The following is a 21,476-nucleotide window of genomic DNA, read 5'->3' on the forward strand; positions in this document are numbered from 1 at the left end:
CAACCTAGGAGGAATGAAAATGAGAAGAGCGTTTATCAGTCCGACGAAATATGTGCAAGGTGAGAATGAACTTTTGAATTTAGGCTATTTTGTAAAAACATTCGGTGATTCCGCACTGCTCATTGCACATCCAGATGATGTTACACGTGTGAAAGATAAATTGGAGTCAACTAAACAGAAATTTAATATAACGCTTGTTGAAAGTGGCTTCCATGGGGAATGCTCAAGACAAGAAGTCGCAAGATTACAGGCTCTGGCTAAGGAACATCGATGTGCATGTACGATTGGTTTGGGTGGAGGTAAGGCGATTGATACGGCAAAATGCGTAGCAGAAGGAGAAGCGTTGATTATCGTTCCAACGATAGCAGCCACTGATGCACCAACAAGCCACTCCGCAGTACTCTATACCCCAGAAGGTGAGTTTGATGATTATGCTTATTTCAAGCAAAGCCCAAGTGTAGTCATGATCGACACAACAGTCATTGCCAAAGCACCAACAAGATTTCTTGTTGCAGGGATGGGAGATGCACTCTCCACTTATTTCGAAGCAAGAGCTACAGCAAATTCTTATTCCAATGTGAATGCGGGATTGCCTTGCGGGGTTCGTGAGGGTGTTTGTGGGGAAGCTAAAGGAACAATAACCGCACTAGGTCTTGCCAAACTGTGTTATGACACTTTGCTTGAAAATGGGTTCAAGGCGAAGCAGGCCTGCGATCTGAATATCGTAACCCCAGCCTTGGAGAATATCATCGAAACGAATATTTTGTTATCGGGACTAGGCTTTGAAAGTGGAGGATTGGCTGCGATTCATGCGATCCATAATGGTTTAACAGCTTTAGAAGGAACACATCATTATTATCATGGTGAGAAGGTAGCCTTCAGTACAATTGCTCAATTGGTGCTTGAAAATGCAGACCGTACCGAATTAAGAGAAGTATTGGATTTCTGCCTGTCTATTGGGCTTCCGGTGTGCTTAGCAGATATCGGAGTGGAGCAAGTAACTTACGAAGAACTTCTTGAGGTTGCTAAAAAAGCTTGTATTGCTGAGGAATCGATTCATTCGATGCCGTTCCCCATTACAGAAGAAGCCGTAGCATCGGCGATTATGGCTGCCGACCAATTAGGCCGTCAATACAAATTAAGTAAGGAGCTTTAAGATGAAGAAAATTATGAATAAGCCGGAAACGCTAGTCCGGGAAATGTGTAATGGACTTGTCTTAGCGCATCCTGAGCTGGATTTCAACGATAAATTCAAAGTGATTTCTAAAAAAGAGATCAACACCGATAAAGTTACACTTATAAGCGGTGGCGGAAGTGGGCATGAACCGGCCCATGCCGGGTTCGTAGGCAGTGGTATGCTGGATGCAGCCGTGTGTGGCGATGTGTTTGCTTCTCCATCCCAGATTCAGGTCTACCAAGCGATCCGTAGCTCTGCTAGTAAAAAGGGAACGCTGATTATTATTAAGAACTACAGCGGTGACATCATGAACTTTAAAAATGCGGCTCATCTCGCAAGTGAAGATGGCATACAAGTGGAATATGTCAAAGTAGACGATGACATTGCCGTTGAAGACAGTCTCTATACCGTAGGGAAACGAGGGGTGGCCGGAACTGTTCTCGTTCATAAAGTAGCCGGGGCTGCGGCAGAAGCAGGGCTGTCCCTGTCGGAAGTAAAAGAAGCGGCGCAACATGCGATTGACCATGTTCGCACCATCGGCTTCGCCTTTACATCTTGCACCGTTCCTGCCAAAGGAACCCCGACGTTTCATATCGAAGAGGATGAGATGGAATACGGTGTTGGAATTCACGGTGAACCTGGAATTCGCAGAGAAAAAGCCGTGTCAGCGGATGAACTCGCTCAGCGAATGGTTACGTCCTTGCTGAGCAACTTGCAAATGAACGATGAGTCGCAGCAAGAAGTTGCTGTTTTGATCAATGGATTTGGTGGAACACCACTGCAAGAGCTTTATTTGTTGAATAATTCTGTGATCCGTGAATTGACGGCGAAGAATAAGCAAGTGTTTAAAGTATTTGTTGGCAACTATATGACCAGCATCGATATGGCTGGCGCATCAGTGTCGATTATGAAGCTGGATGAGACGCTGAAGAAATGGTTGTCTGCTCCGTGTGATACACCGGCATTGTCGGTTAAAGGTTCATTTGAGCCTGTGAAATATACGGAAGTCATCAAGGAAGAGAAGGCAGACAGCACGGTATCCTTCAAGAATAATACGGATGCTGAAGCAGCGGTAATTAAGAACAACCAGTTTTCCTTACAAAATATCGTATTTTTGATCGATCAAATGAGTGAGGTCATTATCGAGAATGAGGTACCGTTCTGCGAGCTAGACGCCCACGCCGGAGATGGTGATTTTGGGATGAGCGTAGCCAAGGGCTTTAAGCAGTTGAAAGTAGAATGGGAAGATATTCTAGCTAATCATCACAGCGATATCGGTGACTTCCTTGATGCTTGTTCATTGATCATTATGGAGCATTGTGGAGGAGCTTCCGGGCCGATCTGGGGATCGGGCTTCCGCGCTGCGAGCAAGACTGCGCAGCAGAAGCAGGAGTTATCCATTCAGGAATTTGCCAATATGATGCAAGCGGTCGTCAAAGGAATTCAAGATACGGGCGAAAGGTCTTTCGGGAGAGGTGCTGTCGTTGGTGACAAGACTTTAATTGATGCGCTTGTACCTTTTGCGGATGCCTGGACACAAAGCGCAGAACAAGGAGAAGATATAAAGCTGGCAGCTATCAAAGCTGCTGAGGCGGCAGTTCTCGGTGCCCGGAAGACTTCCGATATCGTCGCCCGTATGGGAAGAGCAGGCACAGTAGGTGAACGCAGCATTGGTTATCCGGATGCAGGAGCTTACGCGCTTGGAGTTATTTTCACAGAGCTAGCTAAATCGATGAGATAAGAGATAATATAAACTGAATCCAGATCTGAATAATGCTACGAAAGTTAAAAGCTGATTAACAGAAATCGACACCCCCTTATCCATTAGGATGAGGGGGTGTTTGTATTTGGAATCATACGCTAACACTCCTCATAAACTGTTCGTTGCAGTTTAGCTAATGTCTCGGATATAATGATCTAAATGATAATCGTTATCATTTAATACATGAATAAAGGTGATCTCCTCATGATAAAACACTACATTGGGGTTACAGCATACTACAGATCTGCTGAGAGTATGAATTAATGACAAGAAAATCAATTCATAACATCTATAACGGGTATTTCAATGCATTGTTTGAGACTCCGGCTATAAGGGACACCACAGAGCGAATGCATTTCTCACAACCTAGTAACCATGGATACGTCGATAGGGTTATCACATCTTCCGGGATCGAAATTGTAGATAGTGATTACCGTTTCACTGAGGATCGTTTAATCCGAGTTCAATCCGAAGCAGCTATGATTGAGCTAAGCTTTTGTCTACAGGGCAGCGGAGAAGTTCATGTAACAGGCAATAGTCACGAGTTGGTGCCCGACAGTTGTTCATTGCAGCTCATGCGAGATTTCCAAGCCGAATTTCACTATCGCAGTGCTGAACCCATCCGTTTACTGTCCATTGGTGTACCGGTAACACTGTTCGATTCATGGATGGTAGAGCAAGGATCTCTACATATTTGCAGTTTATCCGGGCTGTTAGATACACAATCATTTCGTATGTTCCGTATGCCTATTCTTCCAGAAACCTCCCGAATATTGGTTCAATTGAGAGATTGCCCATATCAAACCTCAATGCGCAGGTTATACGCAGAGGGTAAGGCATTAGAACTCCTTTCCGCATATTTGGGCGCTTTTCTTTTTGAGCAGAGTCATACTAAACGTAGCTTGCATTTATCTCGCACTGACCGGGAAAGCATTCGGAGAGCCAGGGAAATCATACTCGAGCAAATGGCAAACCCTCCATCACTCATAGAGCTGTCCAAGCTGGCGGGTATTAACGAATACAAATTAAAAGTTGGTTTTAAGGAAGAATATGGTACGACTGTATTTGCCTATTTACGGAACAAACGTTTAGAAAAAGCATGGGAAATCATGCGTTCCGGGGAGAGTAGTGTTAGTCAAACAGCGACGATGGTAGGTTACAACAACTTTAGTCATTTTGCGGAGGCGTTTCGTAAGCAATATGGAATAAATCCTTCTGAAATAATAAAAAAACGTTAGACAACAAATAAATATCCGCCAAACCGTTATTCAATCCCTCTATCGGTAGTTCAGCCCTATCAGCAAAGTGTATGATCGGACTTGCTAGTAGTGAGAATGATTATCAATAGATTGGAGAGGGTTGGAAAAAATGTTCAGTTTAAAACGTATCTCTTATGTTGGAATCGCCTTATTCATGATGGTGATGTTGTACGGATGTGGGAATTCAGGGCAGGAGGCTCAAGGGGAGAACTCCCCACCTGCGGTGAAATCTGAATCCGTCGCTACGAATTCCTCCGAAACACGTACCATTAAGGACGCCAAGGGAGATGTTGAAATACCGGTAAACCCGGTTAGAATTGCCGATGTATCTGGCTCAACTGAAGAACTTTTAGTGCTTGGATATAAACCTGTGATTACCGGGAATACAGACATGGCTAATTCACTGGAAATCACACCTATTCTAAAAAAAGAACTGCCTAATGTAACGCCCGTTGGATGGTTTCAAACGGAAGTTAACTTGGAAGCGATTAGTGCAGCAAGTCCTGACTTGATACTGGCAGGGCCTACGCAAGAGAAAATCTATGATCAACTAAATATGATCGCTCCAACAGTGAGGGTTCCTTATGGCTTTAATGCTTTTAGAGAGCGGTTTGCCTTTGTTGCAGAGGTACTTGATAAGAAAACAGAAATGGATGAGTGGCTGAAGGCCTATGATCAACGTGCTCAACAACTGCATGATCAAATCACAAAGATAACTAAAGAAGAAACGTTTGCAGTAATCGAAGCTACAGAGAAAGAAATCCGGATCTATTCCCGCACAGGTATTGCAGATATGATTTTTAATGATCTTGGATTACTCATCGCGCCAGGTACACCGGAACCAGACCCATGGGGAGGAAAAGTAACAAGTCTAGAAGCACTGTCTACCTTTAATCCAGACCACATCATTTTATTATCTGATAATGACCCGAATGTTCTAGACCAAAGTAAGGTCTGGAGCAGCTTAAAAGCTGTAAAATCGAAAAATATATATCGCATGACAAGCAGACAAAATTACAATGAAGCATTCTTTGCATTAGGGAAAGAGGCATTACTGGAACAAATCGCTGAACAAATCAATGAACATATCAACAAGTAAAGCTATTCTGTTTAAAATTGTGTAGCTAAAAAACACTGATCCTAATCTGAAGTGCACCCCTTAGAATAGACATTGGATAAAACCCCTGGTTTGTCCGATGAAATTCTAGGGGGTGTATTTTTATGGCGATTAAAGGACAGAAGTTCAAAACTTACTCGGATGAGATTAAAAAAGAGGCCATTCGTTTACATGTGGAGGAAAGATGGACTTACCGGAAAATTACGGAGCATTTTGAGATTCAAGACCAAGGGCGGGTAAAGAAATGGATGAAGAAATACCGAGAGCTAGGGGAATTTGGGTTACTAGATCAACGGGGGCGTCGTAAAAATATATCGATCAAGATAGGTATGTTCAAAAGCTCAGACGGGAAAATGAAATGCTAAAAAAGTGTTTGGAAATCTGGATGCAGGAGGTGAAACGCACAAATATAGAGCCATTGAGAGCGCTGCAAAAGAGTATGCCGTTAGCGACCTGTGTAAACTCTTTAGGGTCTCCAGAAGTGGATACTACGCTTTCTTGAAGCGCAAAGGAACAGATCGGGATCAGGAAGCAAAGGCGCTCATTCAAAAGGTATATGAACGGTATAACGGAGTCTACGGTTATCGCCAAATTCAATTATTCTTGCTACAAGACCATGGGGTTTGGATGAATCATAAGAAGGTACTCAGAATTATGCAGGATTTAGGCATTCGTTCGAGGATCCGCCGAAAACATCGTTTTAATTATGCTACTTCCGAAGGAGATCGTGTGGCGAAAAATATATTGAAACGGGATTTCAAAGCGGATGCTCCCAACCAAAAATGGGTGACAGACATTACGCAATATCGCATAGGCGAAAAGTGGCTCTATCTTTCAGCTATTAAAGATTTGTTCAATAACGAAATTATTGCTTATCAAATGAGCGCTAGGAACGACAATGAACTGGTTCTCCGGACCTTTCAGCAGGCGTGGAGTCAACAAAAAGACGTGACCGGACTGATCGTTCACAGCGATCAGGGGTTCCAGTACACGTCTCATGCATACCACGACATGCTGCCAAAGGTTGGCGCCCGAATCAGCATGTCTCGCCGAGGCAATTGTTATGACAACGCCTCTATGGAGAGCTTCTTCTCGCATCTCAAAACGGAAGGACTCTATCCTTATGATATCCGAAATATCGATGAGGCACAAAGGAAAATTGAAGATTACATTCGATTTTATAACCAACATCGGCCACAACGAAAGCTAAATAAGCTGCCTCCGGTAGAGTACCGGAAACAGCTTATTGCCTAGGGTCTTTTTTCAGTGTCTATAAAATGGGGGCTTGACCAATCTGGATCAGTGTTTTTTAAGTTCGAGATTCTTCCAACTTTATGAATCTAATCAATACATTCAATTTTCCTATGAAGGGTTTCTTCATGAAAATCAAAGAATTTGTATATGCTGCATGATTCGCTGGAAGTCAGAACTTGGAAGCTGATTGTCGTAAATTTGATTTTTGGTGTAATGTTGATTAATCTGATAGGTGCGCCTATCATGGCATTGATTACGAATACTTCCATTTGGGTTAGATTAACAAGTGTGGTGATCTTTCTTCCAGGTGATATCATTAAAGCGGTTATTGCAGCCATCATTGCGATATAGCTTAGAATAATCCGCAGGTTTTACATAATTATAAATCAAGAGGAGATTTGATAGGATTATGAATGGTAATTAACTGGATATGATGTAGAAAACAGCACCAAGTAAACAACAATAAATTATTGAAAAGAAGAGGGAAGCTTTATGCAAAGGATTCAAAATTCTAAAATGTACTTTATATTTATTCACATATTTTTATTGATCTTATTGTGTACCTCAATGTATGCCTATTCTCCATGGATTCGTACTAAAGTGAAGGAAATTCTCGAGCCTGCGGACAAAGTCTATACCATTGCTCACCGTGGCGCTTCGGGATATGCTCCTGAGAATACTATACCTGCATTCGAACTAGCCATTGATATGGATACCGATTATATCGAGTTAGACATTCAGTTAACTAAGGATCGTATTCCTGTTGTTATTCACGATGAAACTATTAATCGTACGACAAATGGAACGGGGTATGTTAAGAATTATACTTTAGAGCAGCTTTCGAAATTAGACGCTGGCTCTTGGTTTAACGATCAATATCCCATGTTTGCTAGGGATCAATATGCTGGATTACGTATTCCGACTTTAGAAGAGGTATTTGAAAGGTTTGGAAAAGAAGTGGACTATATGATTGAGATTAAAGATCCCGCTTTGAATCCGAATATCGAAACCATATTAAACGAACAAATTGAAAAATATAATCTGTCAGATCATGTTTCCATACATTCATTTAGTGAGGCGAGTTTACGTAAGCTTCATTCGATTAACCCAGAGATCCCGCTTTATCAAATTGTTTGGTATAATATTCCGGTTTACAAAGTACCAGAATCTTTTATCAATCGGGTGAAAACTTATGCAGTTGGTATTAGCCCTAACTTTCAAAGAATAAATTCCTCCTATGTCGCACAGGTGAAAAATTCGGGTCTAAAGGTATTTCCGTACACAGTGAATTATCAAGTGAATATGGACAAAGCCGTGGTTTGGGGTGTAGACGGGGTACATACCAACTTTCCTGACCGTTTTAATGAAGTGATTAAGAATAATAAGAAGTGAGGAAGTACGGAAACGGGAATTGAACTATCGGAAATTCATATGCCGAATACATCGATTTCAGAGACAGGATACCATGTTTTTGAATTTACGTCTTTAAAAAACACTTGAATAGTATAGGTGCCTTTTGTATTAAACGAATAAGTAAATTCGTTAGTTTTGAACCAAAAGTTTTCTTCACTTTTCTTAATTTGTTGATTGTCGATAGTTTCTGTTTTATCTGCGGGATCAGTGATCGTAAGTTTTATATCTGAAATTTCTGTTTTTAAATGATCTACTTGTAATAAGGTTGAAAAGGCAAACCGCGCAGGGCTTTTTACCTTACCGAAAATCTCTCCATTGTTATCAAGCAATACCATGTTCACATTTGGCTTGTAGATTCGAACCGTTTTACTTGTTTCATCTAAAGCGATTAAAGCAAACAAATTTTTAGAGAGCTGTTCAACAGGTAAAAGAATTTCCCCCTCGGATATTACTGCTGCCTGTTTTTGTACCACATTATTGAAATATAATGAAACTTCTGATTGGTTCGATGCGGCATAAATCATTGTTCCCGGTAGAATCATTATGCAAAGTGCTAATATAGTCAGTTTAATTATTTTTCTCAATGAAATCTCCTCCTATATTTTTGTTATGTTAATTATACCCATAAGATGGAAGATAGTTTCTTTTATGCAATTAATAAAATAAAAAAAGGTCAGTAGAGGGGATTACCCTTTCCTGACCTTTTTGATGTTAAAATTAAGGAGCGATAGCAAGTAGAAGACTGCTTCCTTTGTTCACCCTAACTAGAACCCTCTCACACTGCTTGGGGGTACTTTTCTATGTTTTTTGAAAGTCCGGCTGAAATAGTAGATATCACTGAAGCCAGTTGTGGTAGCGATTTCAGAAATCGTTAACTGGGTATGCCTTAGCAAATAATCTGCACGGTCTAAACGGACAGCATTTATATATTCCGAAATCGTATGACCAGTTAATTCCTTGAAGAGACGACTGAAATGGAAGCGGCTTAGCCCTGTTAGAGCCGCAAGTTCGTCAACTTGAATGGGCTCCTGGTAATGTGTATCGATATAACGCAAAACAGGTGCGAAGCGTTCAACGGTCTGAATACGTCTTTCTTGCTCAGCCTGTGAGAGAAAGGTGACAATATGTCTGCGTAGTAGCAGCGTTAGCAGGCGGTATAGCTCGGACTTCACGGCCAGCTCATATCCGAATTCGCGAAGTTCCAGTTCCCGAATAATCGCCAGCGCACAGTCTGTAATGTGCTGATCTCCCCGGATATGATTACGTAACAGCAGCTGGTTCTGCTGAATCGGGGCGATGAACTTGGTCTCGGCAGCGTCGCTTACCGCACTATGCAGCAAAGAAGTATCTGCAATGATCGCATAATACAATAAATCAGAAGAAGCGCTCACCCCATAATGCAGCTCGTTGCTGTTCACAGCAACTAAATCACCTGCCCGTACGTTGATCGGTGTTCGTCCGCATTCAAAAACAGCCTCACCGCTTTCGATAAACAGAAACTCAAGATGCTCATGCCAATGATGTGGGAACAACAAAACTCCCTCTTGGTTGAAGCGCTGGGTATGTACTTTAATCGGAAACTCGGGATCCGGCATGTCCATGGGTTCCTGTAGATGTTTATCATAGTCCAACATTTATTGACTGCACCTCCTATAGCACAATTGTACAAATGAAACCGCAAGGTTCTGCATGGTGTTTAGGGTTGAAATCATTATAATACGAATCATAACCTATGCAAAATAAAGGAGAGAGTATTTATGGATATGATCAAAATTGGCGTAATAGGAACCGGCTCTATCTCCAGCATGCACTTAAGTGCTTATCGGAATAATCCGCAGACAATCATATATGCGGTTTGTGACCTGAATGAAGAGCGTGCACGAGCTGTTGCTGCTGAGTATAACGTGGAGAACGTATACACGGATTATCGTGAATTGCTGGCTAATTCCGAAATAGATGCAGTCAGCATCTGCACATGGAACAACTCTCATGCTGAGATTAGCATCGCGGCACTTGAGGCAGGCAAACATGTACTTGTGGAAAAGCCCCTTTGCCGCACGGTTGAAGAAGCGCTTCAGGTTCAGCAGGCAGTGGAAAAGAGCGGTAAAATTTTGCAAGTAGGCTTTGTACGACGTTATGACTCTAATGCCCAGCTTCTTCAGACATTGGTGGAACAAGGAGAATTCGGTGAAATCTACTATGCGAAGGCAACGACGTTCCGGAGACTTGGTAATCCCGGCGGCTGGTTCAGTGATATTGAACGCTCCGGCGGCGGACCATTGATTGATATCGGCGTCCATGTGATCGATCTATGCTGGTATTTGATGGGCCGTCCGAATCCAGTATCAGTAAGCGCCAATACTTACCGGAAGCTCGGCAATCGTTCCAATATCAAGAACCTTTCTTTCTATAAAGCCGCTGATTACGACGCAGCGAACAATACGGTGGAAGATTTAGCAAATGCACTAATTCGTTTTGAGAATGGAGCTTCGCTGATGGTTGATGTTAGCTTTACATTGCATGCCAAAGAAGACGAGCGCTCGGTCCGCCTGTACGGTGACAAGGGTGGGTTTGAAATTGATCCTGAGATAGTCCTCGTCAAAGAACAGTCGGATACGATCGTCAATATCTATCCGCAGACCGATCATAAGGGGTTTGAGTTCAACAGTGCATTCCAGAATGAGATTAATCACTTTGCGAACAACATCAGCAACGGCTCTACACCGATTAGTCCTGTGCAGGACGGCGTTACAATCATGAAGATTCTCGGCGCGATCTATGAATCCGCTGCCAAAGGCGAAGAGGTGAAACTATGAAGCTAGGAATCAGTACCTACAGTTTGCATTCAGCTTTTTCAACGGGTGAGCTTACGCTTGAAGGAGTCATTGATACGATCGCCGATCTGGGCGCGGAGCATGCGGAGATTGTACCCTTGGGCATCAATTTGGTTGAGAATCCTGAGCTAATTGATCAGATTGTACGTACGGCAGCAGGTCGTGGACTAGAGTTGTCTAATTATGCTATCGGGGCGAATTTTGCCGGGCTGGAGACAGCGGAAAGACAGCGTGAAGTCGAACGGGTAAAGCGGGAAGTAGACGTCTGTGCGGCATTAGGCATTCAGCGGATGCGGCATGATGTAGCCTCGTCAAATGATCTATCAATTACGCACTTTTTGGAAGAGCTTCCACATTTAGCTGAAGCCTGTCGGGAAATTGCCGATTATGCCGCAGGTTTGGGCATCACAACCAGTGTGGAGAATCATGGATACTTTATTCAGCACAGCGATCGTGTACAGGCGTTGGTTCACGCAGTAGGAAGAGATAACTTCCGTACAACACTCGACATTGGTAACTTCCTGTGCGCAGATGAGAATCCGCTTATTGCTGTGACTAACAATATTAAGCTTGCTTCGATGGTACATTTCAAAGATTTTTATATTCGTCCGCAGGATCGCCAGCCTGGCGAAGGCTGGTTCCAGTCTACTGGTGGGAACTGGTTGAGGGGTGCCATCGTTGGTCAAGGAGACATCGATATGCCGAGTGTCATTCGAACCGTTAAAGAAAGTGGCTACGACGGATATATCTCTGTAGAATTTGAGGGAATGGAAGAGTGCCGTAAGGGGACAAGACTTGGGCTCCAATACATCAAGCGGGTTTGGAACCAAAACTAATTCATTTTAAAGGAGGATTATAGCATGGTTAAACCAATTATCACTAACAAAATCGGCGTTATCGTAGACAGTTTTCAGGTCGGAGTAAAAGAGGGGTTGCGCAAGGCAAAAGAAGCAGGGGCTGATGGAGTTCAGATTTATGCAGTACAAGGTGAATTTGATCCCGCTAACCTTTCTCCTTCAGCCCGCCGTGAATGGAAGGAATACATCGCTTCACTGGGTCTCGAAATCTCTGCCCTTGTTGGAGATTTAGGCGGACATGGATTTCAGGACCCTGCACAGAACCGTGCCAAAATCGAAAAGTCCAAACGCATTATGGAGCTGGCCAAGGAGCTAGGTACAGATATCGTAACTACACATATCGGTATTGTTCCCTCTGACCACACCAGTAAAATTTATGAAACCATGCACATCGCCTGTGAGGAACTAAGCAGATACGCGCATGAGATGAATTCTTACTTTGCGATTGAGACTGGGCCAGAACCCGCTGCGCGTCTGAAGACGTTCCTCGACGGTTTGGGTTCCAAAGGGGTTTCTGTTAATTTTGACCCGGCCAACATGGTGATGGTGACTGGTGATGATCCCGTGCAAGGTGTTCATACACTAAAAGACTACATTGTACACACCCATGCTAAAGATGGTCTCAAACTTGCCGATATCGATCCGCGCGATGTTTACGGTCAATATGGTTATGAAGCACCCGCATTAGACCATGAGAAGATGGCTGAAATGGCCGAGACCGGCTCGGCGTTCCGTGAAGTTCCACTTGGAGCAGGTTCTGTCGACTGGAACAATTATCTGCAAGCGCTGAACGACATCGGTTATACAGGTTTCCTGACCATAGAACGGGAAGTTGGCACTAATCCAGAGGAAGATATCCGCCAGGCTGTGAATTTTTTAAAGGCTTTTCGGGTCTGAGCATGGTAGTAATAATGATTAAATAGTTCATCCAACCTTTGGGATAAAAGAGAAGCTGCCTTACAGGAGAACAGGCCTGTACGGTGGCTTTTTTTATTGCTACAAACAATTTTACATAGTTCAGGATAAGAATCTGATCCAATTGCTAATCTCATTTATTGCAACTTTATCCTCTATTTGGCGTTAAAGAAGAGAGAATACGAAGGGGGAGCCTATATGAAAAAGATAAATCTACTAGCCCTTTTAGCAGTCATTTCAGTAATCATTGTTGGATGTTTCAATACAGGGAATAAGGATAAAGTGAATCAAACCCTGATCGATCTGAGCTCTGTTAATTCCATAACAATCCAGAACGATAGCGGTGAATCCATGACCATAACGGACAATAATTTAATAGAACAATTCAATGAAGCCATACATACTGCTGAGTATGACAGCGCCAAGCTTGATATTGCAGCACCCGATTATGAAGCTACTGTTGAATTGAAGAATAAAGAAAACGAAAAGTTCTCATTCTGGATTAATGGCGAGAATAATGGTCTTTTCACCAAATCAGGACAAAATGGTCATTACAAGCTGCCGGAAACAAAAAAAGTAGTTTTACTTGATTTATTTCAACCCAATGAGCAACAAGTAGAAGCCGATAATCTAAAAATTGACGAGGAAATTAAGCGAATCACAGTAGCGAAATCTCTAGCACATGGTTCAGTGAATGCTAACATAAAGGCTGAATACATAGATCATGAAAGCATAGAAACTTTCGTCCGAGCCATCCGTACCGCTGTACAAATACCAGGAAATTTAAATACCGCAACGCCTAACTATGATATTGTTCTAATTTCAACTAATAATAAATATGCCTTTCATCTATGGATTAACGAAACAAGCGAGCAAGGCATGTTAATGAATGTGAACGAAACAAGCACAGGCTACACACTTACTATGGAATCAACTATCGAGTTAAAAAAGCTTATATTCTTGGAAGCAAACTTTAAGGGGCTGGAGTTTAATGCAGTACGGAGCTCAAATGGAGAACTGGTGGCTAAACCAATTGGCATAACCGAAAATAACTATCTATTAAACGGTGGGGCAGTGGTTGAATTACAAGGAATCTTATATCATACCATTCATTTTTTCTATGGCGACCATAATGCAGTTAACGCTTTACTAGCCCATGATCCTGCTACGGATGAGGTGATGGTGAAATGGAGCGATGAGCTGATCGATACCGATAACCGTTGGAACAATGCATTTATGAACAACTATAATATGCTAATCAAGTTGGACGAGTATCATCTATTATTTCTGGAATCGGATCTGACGAAAGAAGCTGGGAAATATCATTTGTCCTCTTATAATGTTGTTACAGGAGATATTGAGCGACTTCGGGAAGACTTTTGGCCGCTTTCTGATGATTCTGACTATATCTATAAATTCCAGTGGAATGCGGATGAACAAATATTATTTATGCAAAGTTACCTCGGCAATGTATGGTTGTTTGATCTGAGGAAAGGAAAGGACGATGTGCATCTTCTAAAATATCCGGTAATCCCTCACTCGACGACCGGTGCGCCATCCCTGTTTCTTTCACCAACCTTTAAGAGATTTGTACATGATGATGAGAGCGGCCAATTAACCTTTTACGATAATAAAGGAGCTTCGCTACACACTGTAGCTTTACCACAAGAGCAATATGTACCTTCTGAGAAAATAAAGTGGAACCCGGCGGGCACGATTGCCTGGATGGATACAGCAGAGATGAACCAAAACCGAATCCATGACATCGATATCGATTATTTGAAAATCGCTCCCCAAAAAATTGATTTTTATAATCAGGATGGGCTTCCCATCGGCTCCATTAAGACTGAAAGCGACCAAGAAGATGCAGCGGTTGAAGTTGTAGGATGGATGGACGCTAATGTAGCTGTGATAAAATCCTATTCCGTAGAACTTTTGTACAAGGATACTATAGGGCTGAAGGTTAAGAATGTTTCTTATTATCTCTATGATGTAAAGAAGAAGCAGAAGGGGGCTAGCTTTTCGTCCATCCCCGCCAAAGCAACTGTAATTTTAGATCATCGCCTGGATGATGCTGATAATGAAGGCAATATCACTGTGAGTTTTAAAGAAATTACCTATAAAAAAGGAAATTAAATGAGCCTCGGAAGTTCGCCGCAATGATCACATAAGATCATTGGGAAGCTTCCCGAGGCTTCTTTTTTAATTTCAAGACAACGGTTAAGAAGACGTTATATTCATCGAGTAAGTCTGTCTCGAATTTTATATTTATCCTGCTGTTGTACGGACTGAGGTTAGTAGGTCTAGTTGGAAACCCTGTACCAGGGTTTCCCCGTTCATAAGATCGGTCTCATACGCCCGTTTGAAGCCTAAGCGATAGTAGAGCTTGATTGCTGAAGCCATCATTTCTGAGGTATGCAGATTTAAAATGGTGGCTCCTAACTCACGAGATCTCCTAGCAGCTTCGTGAATTAGATGGGTTGCAACACCGAGGCCGCGAGCGGATGGGGATACGGCAAGCAGGCGTAGGATAGGGGAGTGAATGCCTAACTCTGGTTTACCGTAAGCCGTTTCCGAGGAGCTAAACAAGAGTGCGCTACCAATGATTTTCTTGTCGATTTCAGCGATGATCCGCATAATCGGGGCATCGCCATGGACAGATTCAAGAAGTGATTTCCGGTACGCTAGCCACAACGGCTCGGGCATAATTTCCGAGTATTGGTGGTAAGCGTTCAGTATCACTTCAGCGATGGCATCACGGTCATTATTCTCAGCTTCACGGATAATAATCTTTTGTGACATAATCTCGCGATCCCCTTTCAGTTAATGTATAGTTCATACGAATGAAGTCATTATAAACGATAATTCCGAGTTATATAAGGGGTATTTTATTATTTTGATAAATGAATAGAAAAGCTCTATATGAAATAAACATAACAGTCGATTATAAAGGGATTCACTATAGCTTCTGTAGTTTCGAATTTTAAATTATTAATCATTTATGAATGAAATTTTGTGGAAATCCGATTATTTTACACGGAATTTAAGTTGACAAAAAATAGGGGGGTGCATAAGATATAAACAAAATCTATAGGAAAGCATCGTTCTATTTCATTGTTTTTTCATCGGAATAGTAAAAATAATATTAGTTTAGGGGGATTAGGGATGAACATTGAAAATATTGAGGCTTTTGTCTACATTAACCATTATGGAAGCTTCAATAAAGCGGCCGAAGTCCTATATATCTCTCAGCCGACAGTTACGGCACGGATTCAATCGCTCGAAAGGGAATTGGATTGCAGAGTGTTTGATCGGTTAGGTAAGCAGATTAGCCTAACGGATAAAGGTAAGCAATTTCTTCCCTATGCCCAGCAGATTCTCCAGATCTATCAGAACGGTAAATATCAGGTTCAGGCCAAGGGGCTTATTCCAAATGAACTGAGGATCGGCAGTACTGTCTCGGTATCCAATTATTTAATGCCGCATCTGATGCTTCATTTGAAGCGTAGGTATCCGCATATCACGATCAAGCTGACGACAGCTTCTACGGAAGTATTGATTGATAAGCTGAAATCGAAAGAGCTAGATCTGGCTTTTATTCGTAAGGTCGTAAATCCAGCCATTCAAGCCTTTCCTTTCTGCGAAGACCCCATTTCGTTGTATGTAGAGAAGGGGCATCGCTTAGCTAAGGCACAACGTACATCGCTGGAGGATATTCGCCAGGAGACGTTAGTCTTTTTTGAATGCGGGTCTTTGGATTGGATGCGACTGCATCGTGTATTTGAGAGCATGGAACAGCCGCCGAAAATTGAATATCAGGTGGATAACCTGGAGACAGCCAAGAAGCTGGTGTTGAAAAAAGCAGGTATCTGTTTCCTTCCGGCACTTAGTGTGCAAGAGGAAGTAGCAGCTGGGACGTTAGTACGGGTGGATATTGCGGAGACGGAAGGCATCTCCTTACGTACCAGCCTGATTTCACTAAATGGGGAGAACGCTGAATTCATAGAAACTCTACTTGAACTCGGGATTGGTAAAACGGGAGATCGACTAATTGTATAGATGTATTAAAAAACTCTATTAGCGCATGGACACATGCAGTGATAAAGTTAATTGCATATAATGACGACTATTTCGATAGGAATTATAAATTTAATTTCGGAAGGATGGAGGGCTTGCGATGAGTGAGACATACAGACTGGCAGAACTGAAAGATACGGAGATTTTGCTTGAGGTTACATATCGTGCGTATGAGCTGATTCGTGAGCTCGGGCTGCATTGGCCGGCGGCTACAGCTGACTTGGCACTTATTGAAGACAATATTGCTACGAATGAGTGTTATGTGCTTGAAGTTGATGGAACGATAGTTGCGACGATAACACTTTCAAAAGAAGAAGAGATTAAGAAGATTAGCCCACTGCCTTTTATTAAATGGTTTGCTGCTCATCCGGATTACAGTAACAGAGGTTATGGTGGAAAGCTTCTGGATTGGGTGGAAGAGCACATTATTGCTGGACAATTGGGTTCGGCTGCGGTCACGCTGGCAACGGCGAAGAAGCACCCATGGTTAGTTCAAATGTATGAACGCCGGGGGTATGAACGGTTTCTGGAACTGGATCAGCAGAATGGTGACGGCATTATGTATCTGATGAAAAAAACACTTATAGATAAATCACAAATCATTCAAAGGGGATAGAACAATGAAAAAGTCCATTTCATTAGTAATTGCATCGTTATTGACACTGGCGATAGCAGGTTGCGGAAATAACAGCACGAACAGTAGTCAGAATGGAAATGCAGCCGAAGCTTCGGCAACGGCAAATAGTTCGACAAAGGTAACTAAGATCATCATAGGCACGGGTACTGCTTTTCCGAAGGTCTGCTTCATAGATGAGAACGGCAAGCTTACAGGCTTCGATGTGGAACTGCTCAAAGAAATCGATAAGCAGCTGCCTGAATATGAATTCGAGTTTCAAACCATGGATTTCAGCAATTTACTGCTGAGTCTGGAAACTAAAAAAATCGACCTGGTTGCCCATGTCATGGAGAAAAATCCAGAGCGGGAGTTGAAATATTCTTTTAACAAAGAAGCCTATGCCCACTGGAGAAACCGCATCGTAGTGGCGAAGGATAATAATTCGATCCAATCACTGGATGATCTTAAAGGAAAAAAGGTATTAGTCGGTGCGACAAGCGCACAAGCGCAAATTCTGGAGAACTACAATAAAGAGCATGACAATGCGATTAATATCGTGTATCAGAACGGTGCAGCGAATGATACCGTCGCACAGATTAGTACTGGGCGTGTGGACGCTACGCTGGCTGCAGATTTTGTCCTGCCGATCATTGATCCGCAGAGTCAGCTAAAAGCTACGGGCGACGAGCTGTCCTCCGCGGACATTCTCTATGTTTTCCGTAAGGATGATGCCGATTCACAAAAGCTGTCAGATGCGATTGACAGTGCGATTAAAGAGCTGAAGACGGACGGAACACTGGGTAAGCTGAGCACGGAATGGCTGGGTGCGGATGTTACAGCGGATTCGGTTAAATGATTGAGCCGGTGAGCACGGGAAGGGAGGGAATATATGGGCGCACAGTTTGATATCAGTTTTGTATTTTCGTTTTTGCCTAAGTTACTAGGGACTTTAAGCACCACGCTTCTGATTGTCGCCTGTTCTCTACTGACAGGAATTATTGTCGGCTTTCTCGTAGCTCTGCCAAGACTTTATAAAGTGCCTGTGTTAAAGACCCTCTCCGAAATCTATATTTCTTTTTTTCGGGGAACTCCGATTCTTATCCAGCTCTTCTTGTTTTATTATGGTCTGCCTGAAATCATGAAGCTGGTCCATGTGGATATGACCCGAACTCCAGTACTTGTCTTTGTTATTCTAACCTACGGTCTGCATACGGGAGCATACATGTCTGAAATGATTAGGGCTTCTGTGATGGCGGTGGATAAGGGGCAGGTGGAGGCTGCATATGCTGCGGGGATGACGGGGTTTCAAGCTTTTACACGAATCGTGCTGCCCCAAGCGCTAGGTATATCAGTTCCTGTATTCTCTAATCTAGTAATTGCACTACTGAAAGATACATCATTAGCTTTTACCCTCGGGGTGATGGAAATGTCAGGTAAAGCTCAGACGCTTGGCAGCTTAACACAGCATTTTATTGAAACCTATATCGCGCTTGCGCTTATCTATCTGGTTATCAGCTTTACGATTGAGAAGCTGCTGCTTGTAGCAGAACACCATCTGCTACGGCATGAAAGACGAAATACGCCTGAGAAAAAATTGTTTAAAATCAACAAAAGCTGGTCCTACCGACGCATCATTGCAGAACTGGGATCGGGCAAAGGAGGCACCGGATTATGAAACTGGACCCCTCGTTTATATGGACTGCTCTGGTACAAATTCTGAGTGCAATTCCTACGACCTTATATATTACAGTTGTCTCTGTATTGATTGGTTTTGTGATTGGAGTGGCTGTAGCCTTGATCCGGCTATACAGAGTTCCACTTCTGCATCCGCTGGCCGTCGGTTATGTTACGTTCATCCGCGGGACACCGATGCTGACGCATCTGCTGCTTATATATTTTGGGCTTCCTGTGCTCATTGATGGTCTGGCGGCGCATTTCGGCTGGAGCTTTAGGTCGGTTTCGATTCCGATGATCGGTTTTGCTTATATTTCATTCTCGATTACTGCTGGAGCTTATATGTCCGAGGTCGTCCGTTCCGGTCTGCTCGCTGTGGATCGTGGTCAGCTAGAAGCGGCTCACTCTATCGGTATGACTACGCCCCAAGCACTAAAGCGGATTGTTTTTCCTCAAGCGCTGGCGGCAAGTCTGCCTAATCTTTCGAATTCAGTAATCGGTATGCTGCACGGATCTACCCTTGCTTTTACGGTTTCGGTGGTGGATATCAATGCTAAGGCACAGATAGTGGCTTCAACGAACTGGAAGTTTTTCGAGGCATATCTGGCGGCAGCACTGATCTTCTGGGCACTAACGTTTCTGATCGAACGCGTGACGTCGGTCATTGAGAAAAGGATTAATCTGTACAATCGAGGTGGAGTAGCATGATCAAACTTGCGCAAATTTCGAAGTCATTCGGTCGGAATCAGGTGTTAAACAATATAGATTTAACGGTGACGAAGGGAGAGGTTGTCGTCATTCTCGGCCCCAGTGGCTCAGGCAAAACGACTCTCTTACGCTGCGTGAATTATCTGGAGAGGCCAAGCAGCGGAGAGATCGTCATTGGCGATTTCAAAGTGAACTGCAAACATGCCCGCAAAAAGGAGATTCATCAGCTTAGGCAAAAAACGGCAATGGTATTTCAGCAGTACAATTTGTTCCGTCATAAAACCGCGCTGGAGAACGTGATGGAAGGGTTGTTAATTGTCAAAAAGCTTCCGAAGGACGAAGCGAGAAAGCGGAGCATAGCGCTGCTTGAAAAGGTTGGTCTTGCCAGCAAGCTGGACGCTTACCCGAGTCAGCTGTCCGGAGGTCAGCAGCAGCGTGTAGGGATTGCCCGAGCCTTGGCGCTTGAGCCAGAGGTTATCTTGTTCGACGAACCAACATCGGCGCTGGACCCTGAGCTAGTGGGTGAGGTGCTGGCTGTTATCCGAAAAATTGCCAAGGAAGGCATCACAATGATTGTAGTCACCCATGAAATGGGCTTTGCCCGCGATGTGGCGAATCATGTGGTTTTTATGGACGGAGGCGTCATTGTTGAAGAAGGAACGCCGACTGAGCTGTTTAATCATCCGCGCGAAGAAAGAACGAAGCAGTTCCTGAAGCGAATCACACCTGAATTTAACTATTCCATATAGGAGGAAAAACAATGGCAATTACAATCAGCGTACTTGATCAAAGTCCGATCTATCCGGGAGAAACGCCAGAGGAAGCATTCCAGCATACCATTAAGCTGGCACAACTGTCTGAGGAGCTTGGATTTCATCGATTCTGGGTTTCCGAGCATCATGACTCTGAGCAGGTAGCTGGTTCTTCTCCTGAAGTCCTTATCTCACATCTGCTGGCCAAAACAGAGCGCATCCGCATTGGCTCCGGTGGCATCATGCTCCAGCATTACAGTCCGTACAAGGTGGCGGAGAACTTCAATGTGCTGTCTACACTGGCTCCTGGCCGAGTGGATCTCGGAGTGGGACGCGCTCCCGGTGGACTCCCGCGCAGCACACAAGCGCTTCAGCAGGAAAGAACCGAATCCCCTAGCTTAACGGACAAAATCATCGAGTTGGAGAAATATGTGCATAACCGGCTCGAAGAAAACCACCCGCTGGCTGGGTTGAAGGCAGGTCCCCTTCCTGGTATTCCGCCTGAGCTGTATGTGCTTGGCGCGAGTGTAGGCAGTGCAGAGATTGCTGCTGAACTTGGATTACCTTATGTGTTCTCCCTATTTATTAATAGCGATAAGACAGTAGCGCTAGATGCTATTCGTGCTTACCGAAGTGGTTTTGTTTCTTCACAGGGCAGACAACCGCAAGCAATTATCGCTTTAGCACTAGTGGTGGCTGAGACCGAAGAGGAAGCGAAAGAACTGGCGGGCGCACATAAGTTGATTCGGATTCAGCTGGCAAGCGGGAAGAAGCTAACCGTTGGAACCCGGGAACAGGCGGAGGAGTTTGCCCGCCAGAGCAATGAAGCATACACGATTGAAGAGTTGGAACCAGAGATTACCAAAGGAACAAAGAACTCTGTACGTGAACAGCTGTTGGCACTTTCAGAGGCATCCGGTGTTGAGGAGTTCATCATAACTACGAATGTGCAGCCTTTTGACAAACGGTTCCGCTCCTTTGAGCTACTGAGCGAAGCAATCGCTGAAGTGCCGGCAGAGGCATAAGCGGGCGGATCAGGATCACACGGGAAATCGTTTAAA

At 43.6% G+C, this 21,476-nt stretch carries 22 protein-coding genes; 19 read left to right on the plus strand and 3 right to left on the minus strand.

Translation table 11 applies throughout. The annotated features are described in order from the left end of the window. Positions 1-19 precede the first annotated feature (19 nt). The 8 genes from NST34_RS15580 (at position 20) to NST34_RS15615 (ending at position 7,961) form a co-directional block, all read left to right on the plus strand. Entirely contained in the window at positions 20-1,156 is a 1,137-nt protein-coding gene (locus NST34_RS15580) for a glycerol dehydrogenase (RefSeq protein WP_341060798.1), read from the plus strand. 1 nt (position 1,157) lies between these two features. Then, the gene (gene dhaK, locus NST34_RS15585) at positions 1,158-2,918 is read left to right on the plus strand and encodes a dihydroxyacetone kinase subunit DhaK (protein ID WP_341128215.1); all 1,761 of its coding nucleotides are present in this window, start codon (positions 1,158-1,160) and stop codon (positions 2,916-2,918) included. 284 nt (positions 2,919-3,202) lie between these two features. Further along, complete coding sequence (locus tag NST34_RS15590) at positions 3,203-4,177, plus strand: helix-turn-helix domain-containing protein (RefSeq protein ID WP_341128216.1); 975 nt, start codon at positions 3,203-3,205, stop codon at positions 4,175-4,177. Between the two features lie 130 nt (positions 4,178-4,307). Continuing rightward, positions 4,308-5,297, plus strand: coding sequence for an ABC transporter substrate-binding protein (locus NST34_RS15595; RefSeq protein ID WP_341128217.1), 990 nt, complete (start codon positions 4,308-4,310; stop codon positions 5,295-5,297). Between the two features lie 122 nt (positions 5,298-5,419). Continuing rightward, positions 5,420-5,680: a helix-turn-helix domain-containing protein gene (locus NST34_RS15600; protein WP_341128218.1), complete on the plus strand. Its 261-nt coding sequence runs from the start codon at positions 5,420-5,422 to the stop codon at positions 5,678-5,680. A 4-nt stretch (positions 5,681-5,684) separates the two neighbouring features. Continuing rightward, a complete protein-coding gene (locus tag NST34_RS15605; protein ID WP_143759617.1) occupies positions 5,685-6,569 on the plus strand; it encodes an IS3 family transposase in 885 nt (294 codons plus the stop codon). 147 nt (positions 6,570-6,716) lie between these two features. Further along, positions 6,717-6,920: a biotin transporter BioY gene (locus tag NST34_RS15610; RefSeq protein WP_341128219.1), complete on the plus strand. Its 204-nt coding sequence runs from the start codon at positions 6,717-6,719 to the stop codon at positions 6,918-6,920. Positions 6,921-7,061: 141 nt separating this feature from the next. After that, positions 7,062-7,961: a glycerophosphodiester phosphodiesterase gene (locus NST34_RS15615; protein WP_341128220.1), complete on the plus strand. Its 900-nt coding sequence runs from the start codon at positions 7,062-7,064 to the stop codon at positions 7,959-7,961. Positions 7,962-7,996: 35 nt separating this feature from the next. Here NST34_RS15615 and NST34_RS15620 read toward each other — a convergent pair whose 3' ends face one another. Further along, positions 7,997-8,566 carry a hypothetical protein gene (locus tag NST34_RS15620; protein ID WP_341128221.1) on the minus strand — a complete coding sequence of 190 codons (570 nt, stop codon included), beginning with the start codon at positions 8,564-8,566 and terminating at the stop codon, positions 7,997-7,999. A 180-nt stretch (positions 8,567-8,746) separates the two neighbouring features. Then, positions 8,747-9,616 carry a helix-turn-helix domain-containing protein gene (locus NST34_RS15625; RefSeq protein WP_149645622.1) on the minus strand — a complete coding sequence of 290 codons (870 nt, stop codon included), beginning with the start codon at positions 9,614-9,616 and terminating at the stop codon, positions 8,747-8,749. Between the two features lie 123 nt (positions 9,617-9,739). Here NST34_RS15625 and NST34_RS15630 point away from each other — a divergent pair, with 123 nt between their 5' ends. The 4 genes from NST34_RS15630 (at position 9,740) to NST34_RS15645 (ending at position 14,724) form a co-directional block, all read left to right on the plus strand. Beyond that, entirely contained in the window at positions 9,740-10,798 is a 1,059-nt protein-coding gene (locus NST34_RS15630) for a Gfo/Idh/MocA family protein (protein WP_042188278.1), read from the plus strand. Continuing rightward, the gene (locus NST34_RS15635; protein ID WP_339248293.1) at positions 10,795-11,652 is read left to right on the plus strand and encodes a sugar phosphate isomerase/epimerase family protein; all 858 of its coding nucleotides are present in this window, start codon (positions 10,795-10,797) and stop codon (positions 11,650-11,652) included. The genes NST34_RS15630 and NST34_RS15635 overlap by 4 nt, the downstream gene beginning before the upstream one ends. A 24-nt stretch (positions 11,653-11,676) precedes the next feature. Further along, positions 11,677-12,570 (plus strand): sugar phosphate isomerase/epimerase family protein, encoded by an 894-nt coding sequence (locus NST34_RS15640; RefSeq protein WP_076299742.1) that lies wholly within the window; start codon positions 11,677-11,679, stop codon positions 12,568-12,570. Between the two features lie 216 nt (positions 12,571-12,786). Beyond that, a complete protein-coding gene (locus NST34_RS15645; RefSeq protein WP_341128222.1) occupies positions 12,787-14,724 on the plus strand; it encodes a hypothetical protein in 1,938 nt (645 codons plus the stop codon). Positions 14,725-14,856: 132 nt separating this feature from the next. On the opposite strand, the gene NST34_RS15650 is transcribed toward NST34_RS15645, so the two are convergent. Continuing rightward, a complete protein-coding gene (locus NST34_RS15650) occupies positions 14,857-15,390 on the minus strand; it encodes a GNAT family N-acetyltransferase (RefSeq protein WP_341128223.1) in 534 nt (177 codons plus the stop codon). A gap of 363 nt (positions 15,391-15,753) precedes the next feature. Between NST34_RS15650 and NST34_RS15655 the strand changes: the two genes are divergently transcribed. The 7 genes from NST34_RS15655 (at position 15,754) to NST34_RS15685 (ending at position 21,440) form a co-directional block, all read left to right on the plus strand. Next, a complete protein-coding gene (locus NST34_RS15655) occupies positions 15,754-16,647 on the plus strand; it encodes a LysR family transcriptional regulator (RefSeq protein WP_042188290.1) in 894 nt (297 codons plus the stop codon). 118 nt (positions 16,648-16,765) lie between these two features. Continuing rightward, complete coding sequence (locus tag NST34_RS15660; protein WP_341128224.1) at positions 16,766-17,281, plus strand: GNAT family N-acetyltransferase; 516 nt, start codon at positions 16,766-16,768, stop codon at positions 17,279-17,281. 4 nt (positions 17,282-17,285) lie between these two features. Continuing rightward, positions 17,286-18,137, plus strand: coding sequence for a transporter substrate-binding domain-containing protein (locus NST34_RS15665; protein ID WP_341128225.1), 852 nt, complete (start codon positions 17,286-17,288; stop codon positions 18,135-18,137). A 33-nt stretch (positions 18,138-18,170) separates the two neighbouring features. Beyond that, positions 18,171-18,956, plus strand: coding sequence for an amino acid ABC transporter permease (locus NST34_RS15670; protein ID WP_341128226.1), 786 nt, complete (start codon positions 18,171-18,173; stop codon positions 18,954-18,956). After that, positions 18,953-19,663 carry an amino acid ABC transporter permease gene (locus NST34_RS15675; RefSeq protein ID WP_042188296.1) on the plus strand — a complete coding sequence of 237 codons (711 nt, stop codon included), beginning with the start codon at positions 18,953-18,955 and terminating at the stop codon, positions 19,661-19,663. Before NST34_RS15670 ends, NST34_RS15675 begins: the two co-directional genes overlap by 4 nt. After that, positions 19,660-20,412 carry an amino acid ABC transporter ATP-binding protein gene (locus tag NST34_RS15680; RefSeq protein ID WP_341128227.1) on the plus strand — a complete coding sequence of 251 codons (753 nt, stop codon included), beginning with the start codon at positions 19,660-19,662 and terminating at the stop codon, positions 20,410-20,412. Before NST34_RS15675 ends, NST34_RS15680 begins: the two co-directional genes overlap by 4 nt. 11 nt (positions 20,413-20,423) lie before the next feature. Next, a complete protein-coding gene (locus tag NST34_RS15685; protein ID WP_341054943.1) occupies positions 20,424-21,440 on the plus strand; it encodes an LLM class flavin-dependent oxidoreductase in 1,017 nt (338 codons plus the stop codon). Positions 21,441-21,476 lie beyond the last annotated feature (36 nt).

Source organism: Paenibacillus sp. FSL H7-0714, assembly GCF_038003765.1.
GTDB lineage: Bacteria > Bacillota > Bacilli > Paenibacillales > Paenibacillaceae > Paenibacillus_AQ.

Coding starts and splice junctions, on each gene's coding strand:
- NST34_RS15580 (WP_341060798.1), top strand. CDS start 20: ATGAGAAGAGCGTTTATCAGTCCGACGAAATATGTGCAAGGTGAGAAT.
- dhaK (WP_341128215.1), top strand. CDS start 1,158: ATGAAGAAAATTATGAATAAGCCGGAAACGCTAGTCCGGGAAATGTGT.
- NST34_RS15590 (WP_341128216.1), top strand. CDS start 3,203: ATGACAAGAAAATCAATTCATAACATCTATAACGGGTATTTCAATGCA.
- NST34_RS15595 (WP_341128217.1), top strand. CDS start 4,308: ATGTTCAGTTTAAAACGTATCTCTTATGTTGGAATCGCCTTATTCATG.
- NST34_RS15600 (WP_341128218.1), top strand. CDS start 5,420: ATGGCGATTAAAGGACAGAAGTTCAAAACTTACTCGGATGAGATTAAA.
- NST34_RS15610 (WP_341128219.1), top strand. CDS start 6,717: ATGCTGCATGATTCGCTGGAAGTCAGAACTTGGAAGCTGATTGTCGTA.
- NST34_RS15615 (WP_341128220.1), top strand. CDS start 7,062: ATGCAAAGGATTCAAAATTCTAAAATGTACTTTATATTTATTCACATA.
- NST34_RS15625 (WP_149645622.1), bottom strand. CDS start 9,616: ATGTTGGACTATGATAAACATCTACAGGAACCCATGGACATGCCGGAT.
- NST34_RS15630 (WP_042188278.1), top strand. CDS start 9,740: ATGGATATGATCAAAATTGGCGTAATAGGAACCGGCTCTATCTCCAGC.
- NST34_RS15635 (WP_339248293.1), top strand. CDS start 10,795: ATGAAGCTAGGAATCAGTACCTACAGTTTGCATTCAGCTTTTTCAACG.
- NST34_RS15640 (WP_076299742.1), top strand. CDS start 11,677: ATGGTTAAACCAATTATCACTAACAAAATCGGCGTTATCGTAGACAGT.
- NST34_RS15645 (WP_341128222.1), top strand. CDS start 12,787: ATGAAAAAGATAAATCTACTAGCCCTTTTAGCAGTCATTTCAGTAATC.
- NST34_RS15650 (WP_341128223.1), bottom strand. CDS start 15,390: ATGTCACAAAAGATTATTATCCGTGAAGCTGAGAATAATGACCGTGAT.
- NST34_RS15655 (WP_042188290.1), top strand. CDS start 15,754: ATGAACATTGAAAATATTGAGGCTTTTGTCTACATTAACCATTATGGA.
- NST34_RS15660 (WP_341128224.1), top strand. CDS start 16,766: ATGAGTGAGACATACAGACTGGCAGAACTGAAAGATACGGAGATTTTG.
- NST34_RS15665 (WP_341128225.1), top strand. CDS start 17,286: ATGAAAAAGTCCATTTCATTAGTAATTGCATCGTTATTGACACTGGCG.
- NST34_RS15670 (WP_341128226.1), top strand. CDS start 18,171: ATGGGCGCACAGTTTGATATCAGTTTTGTATTTTCGTTTTTGCCTAAG.
- NST34_RS15675 (WP_042188296.1), top strand. CDS start 18,953: ATGAAACTGGACCCCTCGTTTATATGGACTGCTCTGGTACAAATTCTG.
- NST34_RS15680 (WP_341128227.1), top strand. CDS start 19,660: ATGATCAAACTTGCGCAAATTTCGAAGTCATTCGGTCGGAATCAGGTG.
- NST34_RS15685 (WP_341054943.1), top strand. CDS start 20,424: ATGGCAATTACAATCAGCGTACTTGATCAAAGTCCGATCTATCCGGGA.